Origin of the sequence: Maridesulfovibrio sp. (genome assembly GCF_963676065.1) — a bacterium.
Taxonomy (GTDB): Bacteria; Desulfobacterota; Desulfovibrionia; order Desulfovibrionales; family Desulfovibrionaceae; genus Maridesulfovibrio.
The window spans coordinates 2090752-2110317 of the sequence record NZ_OY780933.1 but is presented as its reverse complement, the minus strand read 5'-3'; the positions used below and the strand labels follow the sequence as shown (position 1 = coordinate 2110317).

Genomic DNA, 19566 nt, shown 5'->3' with positions numbered 1-19566 from the left:
GTGATCCTTATTTATATCCATGGGCTAAGTCTTAACATCAACAGTTCTGACTCGTCAAAGCTATAGAGGACCACGGTTCACAGTTTTACGAAAAAAATAACTTAATTAAAAGCCAAAATCTGAAATCTCCATGAACTTATCAGAGATTTCATCCATCACCGGCTCAAGGTCACGCATCTTCAGCTTTAAAATTTTCATGGAAGCTGGTTTAAAATAGGATATCTGGTCATCACCACCGTTGCCATACTCAAAGAGACGAACCAGAAAATCACCGACATGAACCACAGCTGCGGTCTGCTGATAGAACTGCGCGCGATCCGGGTGATGATGATAGGTCATAGCCTCACGGACATTAGGTGGAAGATGCCAGTGCCTTGCCAGCCACGCATTAATGCGGTCATGACCGAATCCAAGAATCTGGCGCTCTGCCTCGTAATAGGTCAGATCTTTTTCCTTCACCGTCATGCGTACCGCTTCATTAAGTTCCGGCAACTGTACCGCAGTAACAACTTTGCCCAGATCGTGAAGCAATCCGGCAACGGTAAACTCCTCCGGATCTTCAAACCCGGCAGCCTTTGCTATGGCTCCACTGGCAATCGCACATCCAATGCTGTGCTCCCAAAGTCCGGCCATGGCCTGCTGGATCATATCAAATACGGATGTGGAGATAATTATCCCGCGAATTACGTTAAGTCCGAGCAGCACAAGAGCATGCTGGATAGTGGTAATCCTGCCCGGGAAACCGTAAATGGGCGAATTAACCATTTTCAGGACCTTGGCAGATAAGACCTGATCCCGTGAAATTACTTTCGCCACCTGCTCGGTGGAGGAATTTGGGTCATCAACAAGCTTGGTCACCTCATCAAGCACCGAAGGCAGGGTCGGCAGGTCCGAGGTAGAAAGAATCTGCCCCTTTACGCTGGTTTTAAGATCCTGGGCAACCATCTATGCTTCCTCCCCGTTTTCTGCGGCTTCAGCGGCTTCTGCAGCTTCTGCAGCGGCTTGCTCCTCGGCGAGTCTGCAAGCTTCTTCTTCAGCTTTCTGGGCTGCGGCCTTGAGGTCGAAATATTCCTTGAAAAATCCTTTGACCCGGAACATCCATTTGTCTTTTGCATAGCGGCGGAAGAGATGGTCCATCCGTTCAGATTTCTTGGCCCACGAGGAGTTATCGTTATCTCCCAGATCGACAGGGTTTCCTTTTACAACTATGCGTTCAACATCCATGGATTCCAGTTTCTGGATAATACCATCGGTCAGTTCAAGACCTTCGGCCAGAACTACCATGCCGTTGTCTCGTGTAACCGGCTTGGCAAGCTTCATGCCCGGAGCCGCAAGTTTAACCGGAATTTTCTGCATCAGTCGGACTTCTCCTAATAAAATTCAAAATAATCGCCCCGTATCAGCGACGTTTAAGATCATAGTACATGCCGGGAAAGCGCACAACCATTCCCTTTACTTCCATGCCCAGTATCACGGCTCCGGCTACGGATACCTCAAGTCCCGCCGCACGGGAAATTTCGTCAATATGCAACTTTCCGCCACTTCCAAGAGCCCTTGCGATATCCGACTCGGGAGGCTTCAATTCTATAATATCGACCGAGATAGCGCCCTGTTCATTGTTTTGCGTAGATCCGGCATGGTCAGTTTGCCTACCGGAACGCATTTTCTCAGGCGGGGCCTTGCGATTAGCCCCGGCAGCCGTCATCGGCGCAGAATCTCCTGTCACTTCAAGGGTATGTCCGATATTCATTAATACATCATCGGCACTTTCTACAAGTGCCGCGCCGTCTTTTATCAGTTGCAGGCATCCAGTGAAACTGCTGTGACCGCAGGGACCGGGCATAGCCATGACTTCCCTTCCCTGTTCTCCGGCCAGCCGGGCGGTGATCAGGCTTCCACTGATCCCTTCAGCTTCCACCACAACAACTCCTCTGCTCAAGCCGCTGATAAGACGATTACGGAAAGGGAAATTTCGTGCGAAAGGTTTCGTTCCCGGCGGAAATTCTGAAAGAAGCAGCCCTGATTCAATCACCTGTTTGCGAAGCCACTCACTATCCGGGGGATATGATTCAACATCAAGCCCTGTTCCCATAACCGCGATTGTGGAACCGATTTCAAGCAAGGCCGCTTCATGGGCACATGCATCAATACCTTTAGCAAAACCTGATATGACGGTGATTCCGCATTTGGAAAGATCAGCTGAAATCCGGGCAGCATACTCCTGCCCCAACCTTCCGCTATTTCTGGAACCCACGATAGCTACGGCGGGGTTGCCAAGCAACTGTGGATCACCGAAATAATAAAGACAGGTGGGTGGATCAGGTAATTCTTTCAGCAAAGCGGGAAACGAAGGATGGCTCCACGGGAGAATTCCGAACCCGAGACGCATAGCAGCGCGGTATTCAGCTTCCGCCTTGGTACGCCAAAGTTCCTTGATTGCCGCGTTTGAACTTTTTTCCGATGCAAGCCTTAGCGACGGCCAATTGCCAGCATCTTTCAGTCCCTCGTACGCGGAGCTGTAATGACGCAAGATGGCGGACCATGATTTCGGCCCCAGTCCTGCGGTATAACGCAAGGCCAGACAGGCAAAGTATTCTTCCTGTAAATTACCCACCAGCGCCGCCGTTTAGGCTAACCTTCGATGGCGCGCAGACGTTCCCGTCCGATTTTTGCGGGATCGGACTTAGGATAATCTTCAATCAGAGTTCGTAAATAAAAAACAGCATTCTCTCGGTCACCCAATTTATCGTAGGCAAGCCCGATTTTAAGCATAGCGGCAGGAACTTTCCCGGATTTGGGGAAACGTCTACTGACTTCCTTGAATTTAAGAATGGATTGCGCAAAACTCTTCTCGGAATAATAAGTTTCACCAATCCAGTACAAAGCATTAGGCGCAAGCTTGGATGAAGGATTCTGGGAAAGATACTGTTCAAGAAGCTTACGGGATTTAAGAGGCTGATCATTCATCACCAGCCGCACGCCTTCCTGATACAGTTCTTCCCCGCTGAGAGCTGAGACTTGGGTCTGTGCTGCTTTTTTAGCTGTTACGCCATCGACTGTACTCTTTTCTCCAGGCACCACCATCCATGGTTTTTCCTCGTTGCTGGTAGTGCCACCCATAACAACTTCTTCAGCCACAACAGTTTCTACAGGTGTAATTTCTTCTTCCACCTTCATGGCCATCATCTTTTGCTGGTTTTCTTTGAGCTCAGCTAGAGAGTTGTCCAATTCGGTCATCCGCTGTTCTATCTTTTCTATCTGGGCGGTAGTTTCTTTGTGGTTGCTTTCAATCAAGTCATTCTGCTGACGCAGTCCTTCCTTAAAATTAAGAAAATTTTCTTCAAGACTTTTAAGGCGCCACTCTTCACTTCCGCCCCATGCGGGCTTTTCAGGCTGTTTGGCTGCAAAACATCCGCAAACGCCGAAAGCAAGAATTATAACAAGAAGGATTCGTAAATACTGCATCAAATATTCTCCGGGAAGCATGTTGAATCTAACTGGTGAATTTGGTTCAAGTTTCAACGGATTTAAAGTAGGCCACTTAATCAGATTTGGCAAGCATATCTGGTCTTTTACATAATGAACAGACTCTCGCCCTTGCGTCCCGTGCAAAATTAAGGCAAAAGTTCTCACAAAAGAAGTTTTTAAAAACTTATTGAAGGAATGTAAATATGAACATCCCCATGGAAACCATCCAACTCACAGCAATGGTGAGTGCCCAGATGCTGCCCAAGGCTTTGATCGATTTCGCCACTCTTACTGCCATCGGCGCCCCGATCATGGCTGTAATCCTCGAAATTACAGCAAAAGCACGGAAAAAAGTATTTTATGACAAACTTGCCCAGCAGATTATTACCATGACCTTGATCATGTACCTGCTGTTTATTCTCTGCCTCGGAGCTGCCGGAGCATTCTTCTGTCGCCAGCTACCATGGCTCAAAGACTGGATGATTAACCCTTCCTCCCCGGCGATGATGTTTTATATCTCACTGGGAGTCGCTCTGGCAGGGCTTATCCCGTATAAATTTTCATGGAAAAAGCTTAAAAAGCAAAAACCGCTGCATATCTTATTAGGATCGATTGGTGCTATCGGCGGCGTATCCACTATATACGTTGCAACTGTGATCATGCAGAAGTTCTTCACAATGCAGATCGAGAGCCCAACACCGGCTGTTCCTGCTGTACCATTTTATACTTACTTTCAGAGCCCGCCCAGTAAAGCGGGATTATGCCTTGCCGGGATATACCTGATCATGGCTTTGTCCTTTTCTGCGGCAGCGTCCGGACTTTATCTGGTGCTAAGACGCAACAAAGACGATTTCGGGCGTGATTACTATAAATTCAGCCTGCCTGTTGTTGCCCGCTGGGCATTGTTTCCGACTATTTTGCAGATGATAGCTTCAGCCGGTGTAGTCTACTACATATGCGGTCCGAACATCACCGCTCTTATCAGCAACCTTCCCGTAGCCTTAAGCTTCGGCGTATCGCTGCTGCTGACCATTACCTGCTGTGCAATATGGATTGTGACGTGGAAAAGCGAAACACCCATGCGTCACAAAATAGGACTCGGTCTCGCCCCTCTGCTGGTTATTCTCGCCCATGCCACACTCATGGCCGGAACCATGACTCTATATCTGGGCCTATCCTAAAAAATATATTCGAGGACAGTTCTTAACTGGATTGACAGTTTATAGATTTGCTACAGGGCTGTGGGGGCTATCCCGCAGCCCTGTTTGCTTATTTCGGCTGGGGAAGCAGTATTTTTTTCAGATCAGCTTACCACAATAGTAATCCCCCTGCCGCGTCAGCAGCAGGGGGATTTATCGTTTTAATATGAGGCAGCTTACTACTGGATAGAACCGCTTTTAACGGTCGCCATGCTGTATATTTCATGGGGATCAAGGATAAGCACAACGCTACCGTCACCCATGATGGTCGCACCTGAAACTCCCTTGAGATCAAAGCCGTTAAGGTAATTTCCAAGCGGCTTGATAACAATTTCCTGCCGCTCAAGCAGCCTGTCCACAACAAGACCAAGCCTGCGGTCATTATCATGAACAATAACTACCGGCAGAACTTCGCGTTCGGGGTCACTGACCGGCTGTTCCAGTAATTCGGCAAGCTCAGCGATACCGAGGACTTCGCCACGAAGGGTGACTGCCTTACGGTTATTAACTTCTGTGAGTCTTTCAGCCTCAATCTTGGTGGTTTCGGAAACCGCATCAAGAGGAATAGCGTAGTTGGCACCGTTGATCTGGACCATAAGCGCATCAATGATCGCCAGAGTCAGCGGCAGTGTCAGAGTAAATTTAGAGCCCTTGCCCACTTCAGAGGAAATGTGAACACTGCCCTTAAGATCCTTAATGTTGTTACGCACAACATCCATACCCACACCTCGTCCGGAAATATCGGTAACCTTTTCCGCGGAGGAAAATCCCGGAGCGAAAATCAGTTCAATCGCTTCTCGGTCATCAAGGTTACGGGCTTCTTCAGGTGAAATAAGCCCCTTCTTGATAGCGACATTACGCATTTTATCAGGATCGATTCCCCGACCGTCATCTTCTACCTCAATGGCAACGGAATTACCCTTGTGATAAGCGCGTAGCCAGACATGCCCCTGCGGGGTCTTACCGTTGGCGATGCGCTCTTCCTCCGGCTCAAGACCGTGATCCACAGAGTTTCTTATCAAGTGTACAAGAGGATCGCCGATTTCTTCGACAACACTCTTATCGAGTTCAGTCTCTTCGCCTTCAGTTATCAACTCGACCCTTTTGCCGCTCTTACGGCTAAGATCGCGAACTAAACGCGGAAATCTGGAAAAAACGGTCTGCACCGCGACCATGCGTACCTTCATGATGGTATCCTGCAGGTCGTCGGAAATCCTCGAAAGAGCATAGGTCGTTTCAGTCAGCTGCTGGGCAACAACCGGAACTTCGAGATGCCCTTCTTCAAGACCTCGTGCCAGCATGGTGTACCGGCCCCTGCTGATAATCAGCTCCCCAATCAGGTTCATAAGGTGATCAAGTTTTTGGTGATCTACCCTGATGGTGGACATCGCCTTGGGCTTACTTTTAGCAGGTGCTCCTGTTGCCGTCTTGGCCTTAGCTGCAGGTTTGGCAGCGGGCTTAGCCGCTGGTTTGGCTGCTGGCTTGGGTTCAGGCTTAGCTGCTGGCTTGGGTTCAGGCTTAGGTTCAGGCTTAGGTTCAGGCTTGGGTTCAGGCTTGGGTTCAGGCTTAGGCTCAGGCTTAGGTTCAGGCTTAGGTTCAGGCTTAGGCTCAGGCTCAGGCTTGGATTCAGGCGCAGAAGAATCATCTCCGCCTTTAAGCTCTGCTACAGCTGAATCAATCATTTCAGAGATAATGCCGCATTCCTGACGCAGCAGGTCAAGCATCAGCCCAAAATCCATATCGGAAGACCGTGCCTGATCAACCAGTCCGGCCGTTCTCTCAGCATATTCACGCAGGCTATCAAAGCCCATGTAACCGCCTGAATTCTGAATAGAAACAAGGCTTCGGTACAGTCCATCAATATAATCTTTCTGTCCGGAATCATCGGCGAGAGTGGCCAGAGCCAGATCGATATTATCAAGCTGCTGGTGGACAGTCTGTTCAAAAATAACCACATCTTCAGGGTCCAGACCATCTTCAGCCGGTTCCAGTTCTTCTTCCGGTTCATCCTCAGCTGCAGCTTCATCTGCTGCCTCATCTTCTTCCGGCACATCAGCAGTGATAACCTCGCCTTTCTCTACTGCTTCCTGCAGAGGATTAACGAGTTGATCGATGTCAAGAGGCTGAACTTCACCTGATTTCGGTGAAACATGAGCTATGAGTGATTCAATTCCGTCAACAACCGCCAGTAACAGATCAATCATGGACCGGTTTGCAGAAGCTTCACCCTTGCGAACTTTATTCAAGAGGGTTTCAGCTTCATGGGTCAACGAATTAAGCTCACGAAAACCGATAATTCCGCTGTTACCTTTCAGGTTATGGAAATATCTGAATATATCGTTAATGAGATCGTCATTACCATCAGGGTCTTGTTCAAGCTCAAGCAAACCGTTGGTCAAATTTTCAATAATTTCATGGGCTTCCTCAAGAAAATCTGCCAGATGCCCTTCCCCTACAGTGGTAAGTTTGTAGGGTTCGGCTTCCTCATTAACGATAGCTACGTACTGAAAAGCCTGTTTACGTCCTGTTTCGGCCATATTGGACTCCTGCACCATTTGTGTCTGCGGCGAATCAACTTCTGCTTCAAAATATTCCTCAACCGGTTCAACCTCTTCCAGCACGGGTTCCGGTTCAGGTTCCGGCTCGGGTTCCGGCTCGGCAACAGCTTCTTCCGGATGTAAAGGAGCGGGAGATTCACCGGACATGATAGCATCAATCCTTTCAATTGTGATGGAGGTATCGACTTCACCTTCATTACCAAGCTCGTCCAGATTATCAATCATTTGACGTAGCAAATCCGTAGCGGCAAGAATCACATCCATAATTTCGGATGTTACCGCAATTTCGCCCTTGCGAAGTTCATCAAGAATATTCTCAGCCCTGTGGGCCAAACCATTAATGGTATTCAACCCAAGAAAACCCGAAGCACCTTTAAGCGAATGCATCGGCCTGAAGATTTCATTCAGAAGATCAAGATTCTCGGGATTATTTTCAAGCTCAAGCAAGTTGGGCTCAATAGTTTCGAGATGTTCTTTAGCTTCAATGATAAAATCAGCAAAAATTTCAGGATCCATGAAATCCTGGCTCATCTAGAGCCCCCTGTCTTTAAAGTTCTTCTGCATACGTCAATTGCAGTCAAATCCAGCGGCAGTCCACAGGGACTGTTAGGTAACTATCCTAAAAGCATTTTAATATTCTTGACCATCTTTTCAGGCTGAGCAGGCTTAACCATGTACAGGTTGGCACCAAGGCTTAAGCCAGTCTGAATATCTTTTTCCTGACCTTCAGTTGAAAGCACGATTATAGGAATATCCTTGTATATATCCTGCTCACGAACTGTTTTGATGTAAGTAAAACCGTCCATTCTAGGCATGTTTACATCTGAAATAATCAGATCCACTTTGTCGAGACTGTAGAGCTTTTCAAGACCGTCCAGTCCGTCTTCTGCGGTTGTAACCTTGAATCCTTCCTTTTTCATAATGAAGGCGACGAGGTTCCTTACAGTCTTTGAATCGTCCACTATCAGAATATGTTTAGGCATTTCCCTCTCCTTCATTCTTTAAAATTTGTTCCACCAGCCGATCCACGGAAAGAACACTGACCAGTTTTTCTCCATTTTTATAAAGACCGAGCAGAAAATCAGAGCTCACACCTATTTCGGATTCCACACCCCAAACCATATCTTTTTTATCCGCACGATACATGGTTCTGACTGCGCTGATGGCCAAACCTATCTGTAAACCTTTATGTCTGCAGATAACTACAAATTTATCCTGAACCCCCATCCCGTCGTCCAGCAGATGCCTCAGGTCGAGTACAGGTGTAACCCTGCCTCTAAGGTTGATGATACCCTGCATAAAACGTGGCGCAGCTGGCAGCAATGTAACCGGTATTTTTTTGACCACTTCCTGAATAACCATAATAGGCAGTCCATATTCACGGTCTCCGACAACAAAACTTACCAGTTGGATCTCATCCTCTTCCATGAGCTTTTCTTCAAAGTCGGCAGAGCTTCCTTCCCCTCCGAAATCGTCAACCGGACTGGAACCGAACCCGGGAAGGGCTGCATCTCCACGCGGATCAACCCGCTGCATATTATCTAAAGCAGCCGCACCACCTATACCGACATATTTATCCATAAAGGCTTTTTCGGCATCAGTGTAGTTTCCGGCCTGCTTTTCTTCGCTTGGCAGGTTAACGTTTTCAACAAAATATTCTTCAGGCGTCTTCATTTCTGACTATCTCTCTTGCCAACTGCATATATTCTAAAGCGCCTCGCGTGGAAGGATCTATATCAAAAATAGTCTTTCCGCTGGCGCAAGCTTCTCTGAACTTGGTGTCCATGTGGACAACAGTGCAGAAAACCTTATCCCCAAGCTTTCTCCTGATCAAATTCAAAATTTTTCTGCAAGCCCCCGCCCGACCGTCATACATGGTAGGTAAAGCCCGGAATTTTACCGGACTGGGCAGCACCTTGTTCAAAATTTTAATCGTATCAAAGAGCAAACGAATACCGTAAAGGGCCAAAAAATCCGTCTGAATGGGAATCAGGACAATGTCCGCAGCCACAATGGCATTAACCAGCAGGACTCCCACATGGGGCGGACAGTCGATCAAAATATAATCGTAATATTCCTTGATCTCCTCCAACGAATTGGAAAGTACCATTCCCTTATTCTTTCGATCCTTAAGGTCAACCTCCAGCTCTGAGAGCCGAATGCTGGCCGGGACAAAGTCAAAGCCTACCCATTCACGCTTTTTAACGATTTCGCCCCAGAGGAGCTTGAAATCGGCATTGTCAAAAAACAGATCATGAGCCGATGTTGTAACAGTTTCCGGAAAGTACGACATATGTACTGAGGCATTGGCATGAGGATCAAGGTCAATAACAAGAACCTTCTTTGAAAGTCTGGTTAGAGCCTCTCCAAGTGTCAAAGCCGTTGTAGTTTTGCCGACTCCCCCTTTCTGGTTGGCGATTGCGTAAACTTTCGCCGGTGGTGCAGTTTCACTTAACTGCTTTTCATCAATACTATTTTCCATAGCAGCCCGCAGTTTTTTAAAGATTTATCCTACCGCAAGCTACTACTATTCCAGTTTCTGATAAATAATCGCTCCCGGATGATGAACCGGTTTGAATGCCCTGGTAATATTGTGCAGGGATTCGGAATGCCCGATGATAAGATAACCGCCGGGAACAAGGTTATCATAATAGGCATTTATGACTTTTTTCTTCATATCTTCGTCAAAATAAATGATCACGTTTCTGCAAAAAACAATTTCAGAACGTTCAACACGTTTGACCTGCATGCGATCACTGAGATTGATCTGCCCAAAGCTGACCAATTTTTTGACTGAGGGTTTTACTTTATACTGTTTCCCATCCTTATCAAAATACTTGGCAATGATGGGTTTAGGAGTTGTACGCAATGAATATTCACTATAAACGGCTCTGCGTGCAGATTTAAGCACCCGCTCGGAAAGGTCGTTTGCAGTAATTTTGATATCCCAGCTGCTGAGTTCAGAACCAAGCACATCATGAATGATCATGGACAGAGTGTACGGTTCCTCCCCTGTGGAACAACCGGCAGACCAGATCCGCAGGCGTTTGCGTCTTTTTTTACGCAACTCATCAAGAACCGCGGGCAGAACCTTGGTCTGAAAGACCTTCAGTTGCGGCGGGTTGCGGTAAAAACTGGTTTCATTGGTGGTGATCACCTCGAAAAGTTTATTAAGCTCCGCCTTTCTGCCCGGGTCATATTGCAGGTATGAATAATACTCGCCAAAACTCTTGAGATTTAGTTCTTTCAAACGGTTAGCAAGCCGATTCTCAAGCAGATACTTGCGGTTAGCCGCAATAAAGATACCCGCCTGCTCATAAATAAAATCCCTGAGCTGAGTGAATTCCAAATCGGAAATTTTCAGCTCTTTCCGCAGTGATATTGTCTTTGAAAACAGAGAAGACATCTAATTCCCTTCTCCTTGCTCTTCCTGAATTCTCAAAATGGCCTCTTCAGCGGCTTGAATAACTTCAGGATCTGACCCTGAGTTGGACGCTTCCAGAAGAGCCTGAAACGCCATAGTTCCGCCAATGGCGCCTAAAACTTCAATTACTTTGAGGACCACAAGCTTATGTGGAGAGTCCAGCATTGTTATAAGTTGAGGCAGAGCTTTTTCTTCACGATGTTCGCCAAGGGCTTCAGCAGCTCGAATCTGCACCCAGTCGTCATCGTCCTGAAGAGCCTGTATAATATAAGGGATGACTTCCTCTGTGTAACAGCCTCCCAACAATTCAATCACAGTCAACCGCACATCACGGTTTTCATCATGCAACCTTGAAAAAACAAGGGACATACTTTCAGGGTCTCCGGCGCATTCATGCAGTGCTTCAAGCGCGATTTTCCTGATGTCCGGGACTTCGTCCTCCAGGGCGATTCTGATATGCTCAAGATTTCCGAGAGAATCTATCTTGCCCATAGCGAAGACAGCCATCAATCTATCGATAGGCTCATCGCTGCTGAAAAGTTCCACAAAACGCCGGTTTACATCCTCGCCGCCAATGGCCACACAGGCATTCAAGGCAGCTTCCTTCACATCATCGTATGGATGGGAAAGAAGGGCAAAGATAGAATCAACCGCGTCGACATCATTAAGCTTGCTGCCGAGGAAGTTGATGGCGGACTTGAGCATTGAGCCGTCCTGTTCTTTCTCAAGAACATTTTCAAAAAAGCTTTTGGCCTCATCACCGGCAGTACCGACAAGCGCCTCGAGAATTCCCCTTTTAATTTCACGGTCCCCGCTTTCAAAAGCATCCATCAGGGCACCTGAAACTTCCGGACCTTCCAGTCGGGAAAGAATTTCAATGACAATTGCCGACTTCTTAAAGTCACCGCTGTTCAACGCGGCAATCAAAGCATCATTTAATCCTATATTGGAAAGATCGGCGATAATGGTGGTTAGCCGGTCACGATCACGGTCAGGGTCAAGCTCACTGGCGAGGTCAAGAACAACTTCGGTGGCTTTTTCACCCCCAACGTAGCTCAAACCGGCAATAGCGGCATCCTGAACGTCTTCATCTTCATCTTTAAGCGCCACCAGCATGTATTCCCGCAACTTTTCCCGCTCGCTTTCGGAAAGCAGCTTGAGCGATTTTCCGCCGAGGATACTTACTATGGCCTTCACAATCTTGTTGCGCAGGGCTGTGGGGCTGTTGTCCAAATGGCGCAGCAGCATGGTAACCGCTTTGATATTACCAACCTCACCGAGTGCATCCACGATCATGGAAGCGACAAGATCGGAACTCGAACTAAGGGCCTTTACCAATGCATCTACGGAGCTGGAATGCTTGATTTTCGCCAGCGCCTCAATAACCGCATACTGCACCCATTCATCATCCTGCATAGCCTTATTAAGGCAGCGCGCGGCAGCGGGATTTGCCAAATCCCCAAGGCTTACTGCGGCCTGATAACGGACATTGACTTCCGGGTCTTTCAGCAAGGCATCGCAAAGCGGCTCAACTGCCATAAAACTGTTTGTGGAGCCGAGGATATCTGTTGCGAAAATTCTAATATCAGCGTCATCATCATGAACAAGCTCCACCAGTGAGGCAAAATCCTGTGCTCCCACTTCACGCAGTATATCCATGGAAAGATTACGGACCGGAGCATCATCTGAACGCAGTAACGGAACAACCGCCTGCACAGCTCCTTTGCCGCCGATTCCACGCAATGCATGATCAGCAGCTTCCTGCAGTCCCAGATGGCTGGTCGTTAAAAGAGCAGCCAACTGCGGCACGGCATCCACGCACTTCAGCTCACCGGCTTGAAAAGCGGCCTCACGGACGACTTCATTATCATCGCTTTTAAGTTCTTCAAGAACCTTTAAACAATCCGTCATTGCAAGTCCCCATTTTGTTTAGATCCGCAAGGCTTCTCGCGGTTGCATCATAAAAAATATTACAGGTAAAGATTATTGATAATTGCATTGGCCATATCATCAATATCTACAATTTCATCAGCGAGTCCATCATCAACAATGGCTTTCGGCATGCCGTAAACAACACAAGAAGAGTCGCTCTGGGCAATAGCCCTTCCACCTTTACTTTTAAGTTCCCGTATTCCATCACGCCCATCATTACCCATTCCGGTCAGAATTACTCCCAAGGCTCTACGCCCGACCGCTTTAGCCACCGATGAAACAAGAACGTTTGCCGAAGGCTTATAGAGAGCCTCTTTAGGCTCGGGTGTTACAATAAGATCAATTCTGCTGACCTTCTGGTTAATTATAAGATGGGATCCTCCAGGAGCGACAAATGCGTGACCGGGCAACAGCCTGTCACCTGTTTCGGCTTCCTTGACTGAGATTTGACTGACCCCGTTAAGGCGATTGGCAAAAGGACCGGTAAAGGCTTTCGGCATATGCTGCGCTATTACAATTCCAGCAGGAAAGTCCTTGGGCAGTGAAGAAAGTATTTTCTGGACTGCCGGCGGGCCACCGGTGGACACACCGATAACAACAACGTCACGCTTAGCGCGCCCACGCCTTATCTGGGCGGGAGCTGCCGATCTGCGGGCGGCAACAGAACTGCGCAGTCGCGGAACCGGACGCATTTTACGTCTGGCAACTGTTTTTACTTTTGAAATGAGATCATTTTCAATTTTAACAATGTCGAGAGACACCTTGGAAAGCTGCTTCGGAATAAAATCAACAGCCCCCAGATCCATGGCTTTCAGTGTAGACTCAGCACCTTCAGTTGTAAGGGAACTTACCATCAGCACAGGCCGGGGCATTTCCATCATTATATGCCTGAGCGCGGTAAGACCGTCCATCTTGGGCATTTCAATATCAAGGGTAACTACGTCCGGGTTATGCTTCCGGATGACCCTTAAACCTTCTTCCCCGTCACGCGCAGTGGCAACAACCCGAATCCCCGGGTCCTTTTCCAGCATGGTGCTGATCGCTTTGCGCATGAATGCGGAATCATCTACAACAACGACATTTATCACTAACCTGATCTCCTTTCGCTACGATACAAGCCCATCAGAAGCCTAACAGTTTATATATACAGGTAATTTCTTTTAATTTATTAAAATGGCCGAAAACATTAATATCAATTTGACCATCAACCGTAAGCAAAACTTGTCACAGATGAGTATTTTTGTCCAACAAACTCCCCGAATTTCACTAAAAAATCATACGTTGAACATTTTAGGATTAATTTTATTGTTCTCCTTTGTATCACATTAAAACATTGGGAGTTTATGTGCAAGAATATAAAAATTCATCCGCGTACAATTTGAAATTATTTTTTTTATTAATTTTTTTCTTGCCAAACCAGCGAGGATTAGCTAGATACCCAATCTCACGACGGGATGTGGCTCAGTCTGGTAGAGCGCTGCGTTCGGGACGCAGAGACCGGAGGTTCAAATCCTCTCATCCCGACCAGATATTTCAAAGGGTTACGGCGAAAGCCGCAACCCTTTTTTTACGTTTAAGCACAAATTTTCTTGAAATGTAGCACACGCCTTAATTTCAAGCCCCTTACGAAGAAATTCGTAAGGGGCTTTTCTTTTTGGTAATACAAACTCTTGACATGATACCATAAGATAATATCATATTCTTATGAACAACAAGCAACGCAAGACACTTGAAGACATTTTCCGTACCCCCGTCAGTTCAACTATTACCTGGGCAGATATCGAAGCGTTGCTTATGGCAGTCGGTGCCATCAAATCGGAGGGACGAGGATCACGGGTTCGGTTTAAGTTGGGCGGGACAAAAGCCATTTTCCACAGACCGCATCCAGAGCCTACGACAGATAAGGGCGCAGTAAAATCTGTACGACGTTTCCTTGAAGAAGCAGGAGTAAAGCCATGAATACCATCAAATACAAAGGCTATCTTGGAAAATTTGACTATGACCCTGACGCAGATATTTTTCACGGCGAGGTCATAAACATCAAGGATGTGGTAACTTTTCAAGGCCGAAGCATTGATGAACTCAAGTCAGCCTTGGCTGAGTCTGTTGAAGATTATCTGGATTTCTGCTCTGAAGAAGGGGAGGAACCAGCAAAACCGTATTCCGGCAAATTGCATCTGCGCATAAAGCCGGAACTTCACAGGGAAGCTGCGGCAGCCGCAGCCACATCCGGCAAGAGCCTGAACTCTTGGATAACCGATGCCTTGACCGACAGAGTAAAAGATGCTCGGTAGCGGGCAGAAAAATCGGCAATAACTATATTAGACTATTGCCCACGCAATGGGACACACAGACCCATCAACTACTATGAGAGTTTACCAGCATGTTTTACAACGGGCGAAACGGGATGTAGTGGAATCTTTGCCGTCTTTGACGGATGGGGATTAGCAAAAAAATCAAAATATGAGGCTAGCAGAGGTCTTCAACAACTTTGATGTACATCCGTAATAGTTCATTCAATTTTTTATCATCACGCCCTATTTCTTGCTGTGTACTTCTGTAATCTACCAGCAAGTAAGCCAGTGCTGCTACATTAAAACTAAATAAGTAGCTCAATTCTTCCACATTCTCATCTAAAAGATAAAAATGCTCCTCTTCTGGAACCTCATCCGCACTGAATGAATTAATAATACTCTCTATTGACCTGCTTATCTCAGTCTTTAACTTGTCTGTTTCACGTTTAAATTTAACTTTTTCAATACGTACCTGTTGCTCTATTATCCTCTTTTGCTCTCTCTGAATTCGGCATGTTAAAAATGCAAGCCAAGCTGTAACTAGAGCTATCCCAAGCGAAATTCCATCACCAATTGAAAACGAAAAATTCCACTCTAAAGCATTCCATGCAGTGGCTACTCCGTCAAAACTTAACATGAAGACATTCCCTTTTATTTTACCTTTGTCGAGTTGGCGGGGGTAGTGATTTTGATTTCTTCAACTTCCCCCGTGCAGGTGTTAACCTTGAAGACCTGTCCATTTACTTCTTGAACTTTCCAGCAATTCTCTTGTGGATACAAGTGTCCATCCCACCTCTTCGCACAAGTCCAAATAGCTAACCCCAATGTAAAAGCAATTGCGATGAAACCATAAACAAAAAGGGCTGGGATATGGATATGAAAAAACTTCATAATTAACCTTTCTTTGTTATTTTAAAAATTAAATCTGGTTTATCAGCGAAAGAAACAAAAGGAAAGAAAACCGAGCGAAAACGGTAGCACAAAGCGTAGCACAGCACCCCAAAAAAGGCCCATTTGTAGCACAACCTCGACTTGTAACCGACTTAAATAGTTGGTCAGAATTCACGTTCGGGACGCAGAGACCGGAGGTTCAAATCCTCTCATCCCGACCAGATATTTCAAGGCACTTACGAAGAAATTCCTAAGTGCCTTTTTTTATCCTACATTTTTATCCTACAAATCTCCCCACAGCCAACAAAAGAGCAGCCATCCAAGGGCGATAGCAACAAGAAGCACTGCGTTTTTGACGCATCACTTCGCGCTGAATTGACACAAACTCCCGCCTTAGCCTCTTTACAACAATCACTCACACCGCTTATCGTCAAACAAATATCACTCTTAAACTATATGGAGAAATAAACCGTGTACCATATGACCGGTCGGTTTACGCTTGAGCTTTCTAAGCTGAGATATTTCCATTGGGATTCATGCTGTGTATGTCACTACCAATTTATCCAAAATGATGCTTGCAACTCAGGTTATAGCGCAGACGGAACTCCGCTCTATGTCTGCGACAAATGCGCAACTCATCTTGTAGAATTAGCTGAACGAAACAATTATACTCCAAGAGCATATTTAATCCCAAAGGATGAAACCATCCTTTGGCGTTACATGGATTTTTCTAAGTTCTTATCGCTACTCGATAATCGCTCCTTATACTTCGCGAGAGCTGATCATCTAGGAGATCCTTTTGAAGGAGCAAGAGGCAGACTGGTTGATAAACCAATTTGGGATGACCATTTATACAACTTTTTTAAATCCGCAACTTTGAACCCTCCCCCAGGCCACACGTGCACCCTCACCCCGGAGCAAATTGAAGCTCAATGCCAACGTTTATTAATCGAGTTCAATGAAGGGTGCGCAGGCGCTAGAAAATCTCACTTCGTAAGTTGTTGGCATGAAAACGATATTGAGTCTGAGGCGATGTGGAAACTGTATTCGACTCACCAAGAAAACGCCCTTGCCGTAAAAACGACAAAGATCAACTTATACAAATCTCTTGGCGAAAATCTCGACATCAAAATCGGGAAAATGAATTACATAGACTTCAGTAAGGAATTTCCAAAAAACAACGGTGTATTTTGGACCAAGCGCATATCATTTGAGCACGAACGCGAAGTGCGAGCCATGATTACCAATTCCAACTCCCAAGAAATCGGCATACAAATCCCTTGCAATGTTACTGAGCTAATAAATGAAGTCTACATCTCTCCAACTGCACCGCCGTGGTTTGCCGCCATGGTTCAGAGCGTTTCAACGAAAATGGGCTACAACTTAAGGTTCAACCACTCTTCGCTTGCGGAAACACCTCTCTACTAATTACGGGCTGTTTTTATCTGACAACTTGTCCTATTTTAGCACCCTTTTAGACCCATTTCCGCAGGATAATCAAAATAAAAATCTAATGATTTAAGCACTTACAACGTAGTTCTTTACCTTCGGGACGCAGAGACCGGAGGTTCAAATCCTCTCATCCCGACCAGATATTTCAAGGCACTTACGAAGAAATTCCTAAGTGCCTTTTCTTTTGCCTCACGCCCTTTAATTGAGGGATAACCTGCCGAAAACCCTTTTTTTAAATTAAATACAAATTTACATTAATGTTTAATTTAAATATTTAGCTTATTTTTAACGAATATATTATTACTAAATTAGCAATTCATGTCTTAGTTTTGCTGTTATTTTATCTTTACATTAACAAATACTTGACTAGCCGCTCAGTACCAAGCTAAATTAAAATCATCATCTAACCCCGGCTCTATAGGTGTCCGTATCCAAACGTGACGGATCATTTCGATCAAAATAAAGCCACCCAATTTTATTCTAATCAGGAGTATCGACATGTCCAAGAAAGAAGTAGAGCGTCTGCTGATCGCAGGTGGAGAAAACAAAACCGTAAAAGCTAAGTATAACGCCATTCCGGGCAAAGAAGCCTTTGTAGCTACCGCTAACGAAGACGGATACGATTTCACAATCGAAGAGCTGGATCAGGTAATCAATGAATCCGGTGACGATTTTACCTCTTTTGGTAATCCTCCGGCACGCTCAATCTGGTGGGCGTAACCTCTGATTCGATGTATTGAAGGCTCTTCGCCTGATTTACCGGACAGAAAATTCAAGGGTTTACGAATCTTACTTCGTAAACCCTTTTTTATGGAAAAACAGTATCTCTTTCCGGCAGATCGTCTCCTGTATTTGCCTATCCCGCGCTCTGCTCTTCACAAACTTGGATAGCGCCCCTCGAGTACCTCGAAAAAATATATTAGAAAAATTCTAACTGGAGCGCATTGCCTATCAACAGATAAATATTATATAAAAATTATACGCAATTAACCTTTGAACTCAATTCAGAGTGAGCAAGAAGGAGATAATGACCGAATTCAATAGAAATTCATTTGCCACAATTCAATTCACACTGACATGGAAAAGCGGAAACGGAATTCATGAAGAGAAATTCTTAGCCCGAAAAATAAATGCATGGCGAGATGTAATCCCAGCTGAGCTGAAAGAGCTGCTGATGGGCGCTAAAGCCGGAGAAACAATAGCTGTAAATTTTCCTGCTGGAAGCGAACTCCCCGATTATGCTTCTTCAAAAGTAAAAACTGTTCCGCAGAGCAAGTTCAGACTCAAATCACATCACCTCCGGGATCAACCGGCCAGAATCGGCAGATTCTACCCTCAAGGTACGCTGAGAGGACTTCCCGGCGTATACCCTCAAACAATTTCACCGCTCAGAGTTCTCGATAAGAAGGACTCTAGCATCACTGCCGACCTCAATCACCCTTTAGCCGGGATTCCATTCCGGTTGGAAGCTGAAATAATCAACGTTGCGGATAAAGACAGCGAGACTGGCGGCCGACTAACCCACTGGATCGAAGAACTATGCGACGGTGGTCCGGGCATGCAGGCTCCTCTGCAAAATCATAAGACGGATTTTATACATGAGGACTTCTTCAAAAGAGATAACGATGCGGATGATAAAAGTTTCTATGCCTCTCCCCGCTTAACAGGCCATATTGATGAACAGGCCAGCCGTAATCTTCAAAATATCTACGCACAGTTCCTGCGGCCGGAAATGAAGGTACTGGATCTTATGAGCAGCATGCAGTCCCATCTGCCACAGGATATGGACTTGGATCTAACAGGTCTGGGCATGAATATGGATGAAATGCGCATGAATCCCGTTTTGAACGAAAGAGTAGTTCAAGACTTAAACATCGATCCCGAGCTCAAATTCACTGATGACAAATTTGATGCAATCACATGCAGCATGTCCATTGAATACCTTACTGACCCGTTATCAGTACTCAAGCAGGCTTACTCAAATCTGCATTCAGGCGGGCACCTGATCATTGGAGTATCAAACCGATGGTTCCCGACCAAAGTAACTCAAGGATGGCTTGAACTGCATGAGTTCGAGCGTATGGGATACCTGCTGCAACTGGCCGAAGAAGCAGGATTCACAGGTCCCAAAGGCACCACAAGCATACGTAATGATTGGCGGCCGACCAATGACCGTCACTTTGTGCAGACACGTGGTGTAAGTGATCCTGTATATGTAGTCTGGTGCAAAAAGATTAGTTAATCAGTACAAAAGAACAAGGCCCGTGAAGTTTTAAACTTCACGGGCCTTGTTCTTTTTATATTTGAGTTGCAACTCGTCCAAAGCGAAATCTTAAACATAGTATTGG

Annotated in this window: 18 protein-coding genes and 1 tRNA gene; 7 read left to right on the top strand and 12 right to left on the bottom strand. The window is 46.0% G+C overall.

The window, feature by feature from the left end:
• Positions 1-105 precede the first annotated feature (105 nt).
• From ACKU35_RS09375 to ybgF, 4 genes are read right to left on the bottom strand one after another with little or no spacing between them, the layout of a single operon-like run.
• A complete protein-coding gene (locus ACKU35_RS09375) occupies positions 106-945 on the bottom strand; it encodes an HDOD domain-containing protein (protein WP_319765304.1) in 840 nt (279 codons plus the stop codon).
• Positions 946-1356 (bottom strand): hypothetical protein, encoded by a 411-nt coding sequence (locus ACKU35_RS09370; protein ID WP_319765302.1) that lies wholly within the window; start codon positions 1354-1356, stop codon positions 946-948.
• A gap of 43 nt (positions 1357-1399) precedes the next feature.
• Positions 1400-2614, bottom strand: coding sequence for a DNA-processing protein DprA (gene dprA / locus ACKU35_RS09365; protein WP_319765300.1), 1215 nt, complete (start codon positions 2612-2614; stop codon positions 1400-1402).
• A gap of 17 nt (positions 2615-2631) precedes the next feature.
• Positions 2632-3465, bottom strand: coding sequence for a tol-pal system protein YbgF (gene ybgF / locus ACKU35_RS09360; protein WP_319765298.1), 834 nt, complete (start codon positions 3463-3465; stop codon positions 2632-2634).
• A gap of 206 nt (positions 3466-3671) precedes the next feature.
• Between ybgF and ACKU35_RS09355 the strand changes: the two genes are divergently transcribed.
• Positions 3672-4649 carry a hypothetical protein gene (locus ACKU35_RS09355; protein WP_319765297.1) on the top strand — a complete coding sequence of 326 codons (978 nt, stop codon included), beginning with the start codon at positions 3672-3674 and terminating at the stop codon, positions 4647-4649.
• A gap of 197 nt (positions 4650-4846) precedes the next feature.
• Here the strand turns inward: ACKU35_RS09355 and ACKU35_RS09350 are convergent, their stop codons facing one another.
• The 7 genes from ACKU35_RS09350 to ACKU35_RS09320 all read right to left on the bottom strand — a co-directional run bounded on the left by ACKU35_RS09350 (position 4847) and on the right by ACKU35_RS09320 (position 13669).
• Complete coding sequence (locus tag ACKU35_RS09350) at positions 4847-7756, bottom strand: Hpt domain-containing protein (RefSeq protein WP_319765295.1); 2910 nt, start codon at positions 7754-7756, stop codon at positions 4847-4849.
• A gap of 83 nt (positions 7757-7839) precedes the next feature.
• Entirely contained in the window at positions 7840-8208 is a 369-nt protein-coding gene (locus ACKU35_RS09345) for a response regulator (protein WP_319765293.1), read from the bottom strand.
• Positions 8201-8899: a chemotaxis protein CheW gene (locus tag ACKU35_RS09340; protein WP_319765291.1), complete on the bottom strand. Its 699-nt coding sequence runs from the start codon at positions 8897-8899 to the stop codon at positions 8201-8203. The genes ACKU35_RS09345 and ACKU35_RS09340 overlap by 8 nt, the downstream gene beginning before the upstream one ends.
• Complete coding sequence (locus ACKU35_RS09335; protein ID WP_319765289.1) at positions 8886-9707, bottom strand: ParA family protein; 822 nt, start codon at positions 9705-9707, stop codon at positions 8886-8888. The genes ACKU35_RS09340 and ACKU35_RS09335 overlap by 14 nt, the downstream gene beginning before the upstream one ends.
• 45 nt (positions 9708-9752) lie before the next feature.
• Positions 9753-10631 carry a protein-glutamate O-methyltransferase CheR gene (locus ACKU35_RS09330; RefSeq protein ID WP_319765286.1) on the bottom strand — a complete coding sequence of 293 codons (879 nt, stop codon included), beginning with the start codon at positions 10629-10631 and terminating at the stop codon, positions 9753-9755.
• On the bottom strand, positions 10632-12560 hold the full coding sequence (locus ACKU35_RS09325) for a HEAT repeat domain-containing protein (protein WP_319765285.1): 1929 nt from the start codon (positions 12558-12560) through the stop codon (positions 10632-10634).
• Between the two features lie 59 nt (positions 12561-12619).
• A complete protein-coding gene (locus ACKU35_RS09320; RefSeq protein ID WP_319765283.1) occupies positions 12620-13669 on the bottom strand; it encodes a chemotaxis response regulator protein-glutamate methylesterase in 1050 nt (349 codons plus the stop codon).
• Between the two features lie 362 nt (positions 13670-14031).
• Between ACKU35_RS09320 and ACKU35_RS09315 the strand changes: the two genes are divergently transcribed.
• The 3 genes from ACKU35_RS09315 (at position 14032) to ACKU35_RS09305 (ending at position 14875) form a co-directional block, all read left to right on the top strand.
• Positions 14032-14108, top strand: a tRNA-Pro gene (locus ACKU35_RS09315).
• Between the two features lie 177 nt (positions 14109-14285).
• A complete protein-coding gene (locus ACKU35_RS09310; RefSeq protein WP_319765281.1) occupies positions 14286-14540 on the top strand; it encodes a type II toxin-antitoxin system HicA family toxin in 255 nt (84 codons plus the stop codon).
• A complete protein-coding gene (locus ACKU35_RS09305) occupies positions 14537-14875 on the top strand; it encodes a type II toxin-antitoxin system HicB family antitoxin (protein WP_319765280.1) in 339 nt (112 codons plus the stop codon). The genes ACKU35_RS09310 and ACKU35_RS09305 overlap by 4 nt, the downstream gene beginning before the upstream one ends.
• Positions 14876-15050: 175 nt before the next feature.
• On the opposite strand, the gene ACKU35_RS09300 is transcribed toward ACKU35_RS09305, so the two are convergent.
• Positions 15051-15512, bottom strand: coding sequence for a hypothetical protein (locus ACKU35_RS09300; RefSeq protein WP_319765279.1), 462 nt, complete (start codon positions 15510-15512; stop codon positions 15051-15053).
• Positions 15513-16237: 725 nt separating this feature from the next.
• Here ACKU35_RS09300 and ACKU35_RS09295 point away from each other — a divergent pair.
• The 3 genes from ACKU35_RS09295 (at position 16238) to ACKU35_RS09285 (ending at position 19460) form a co-directional block, all read left to right on the top strand.
• Entirely contained in the window at positions 16238-17194 is a 957-nt protein-coding gene (locus ACKU35_RS09295) for a hypothetical protein (protein WP_319765278.1), read from the top strand.
• A 522-nt stretch (positions 17195-17716) separates the two neighbouring features.
• Positions 17717-17938, top strand: a complete 222-nt coding sequence (locus tag ACKU35_RS09290) for a Nif11-like leader peptide family natural product precursor (RefSeq protein WP_319765276.1) — start codon at positions 17717-17719, stop codon at positions 17936-17938.
• Between the two features lie 307 nt (positions 17939-18245).
• Positions 18246-19460: a methyltransferase domain-containing protein gene (locus ACKU35_RS09285; protein WP_319765274.1), complete on the top strand. Its 1215-nt coding sequence runs from the start codon at positions 18246-18248 to the stop codon at positions 19458-19460.
• Positions 19461-19566: the final 106 nt, after the last annotated feature.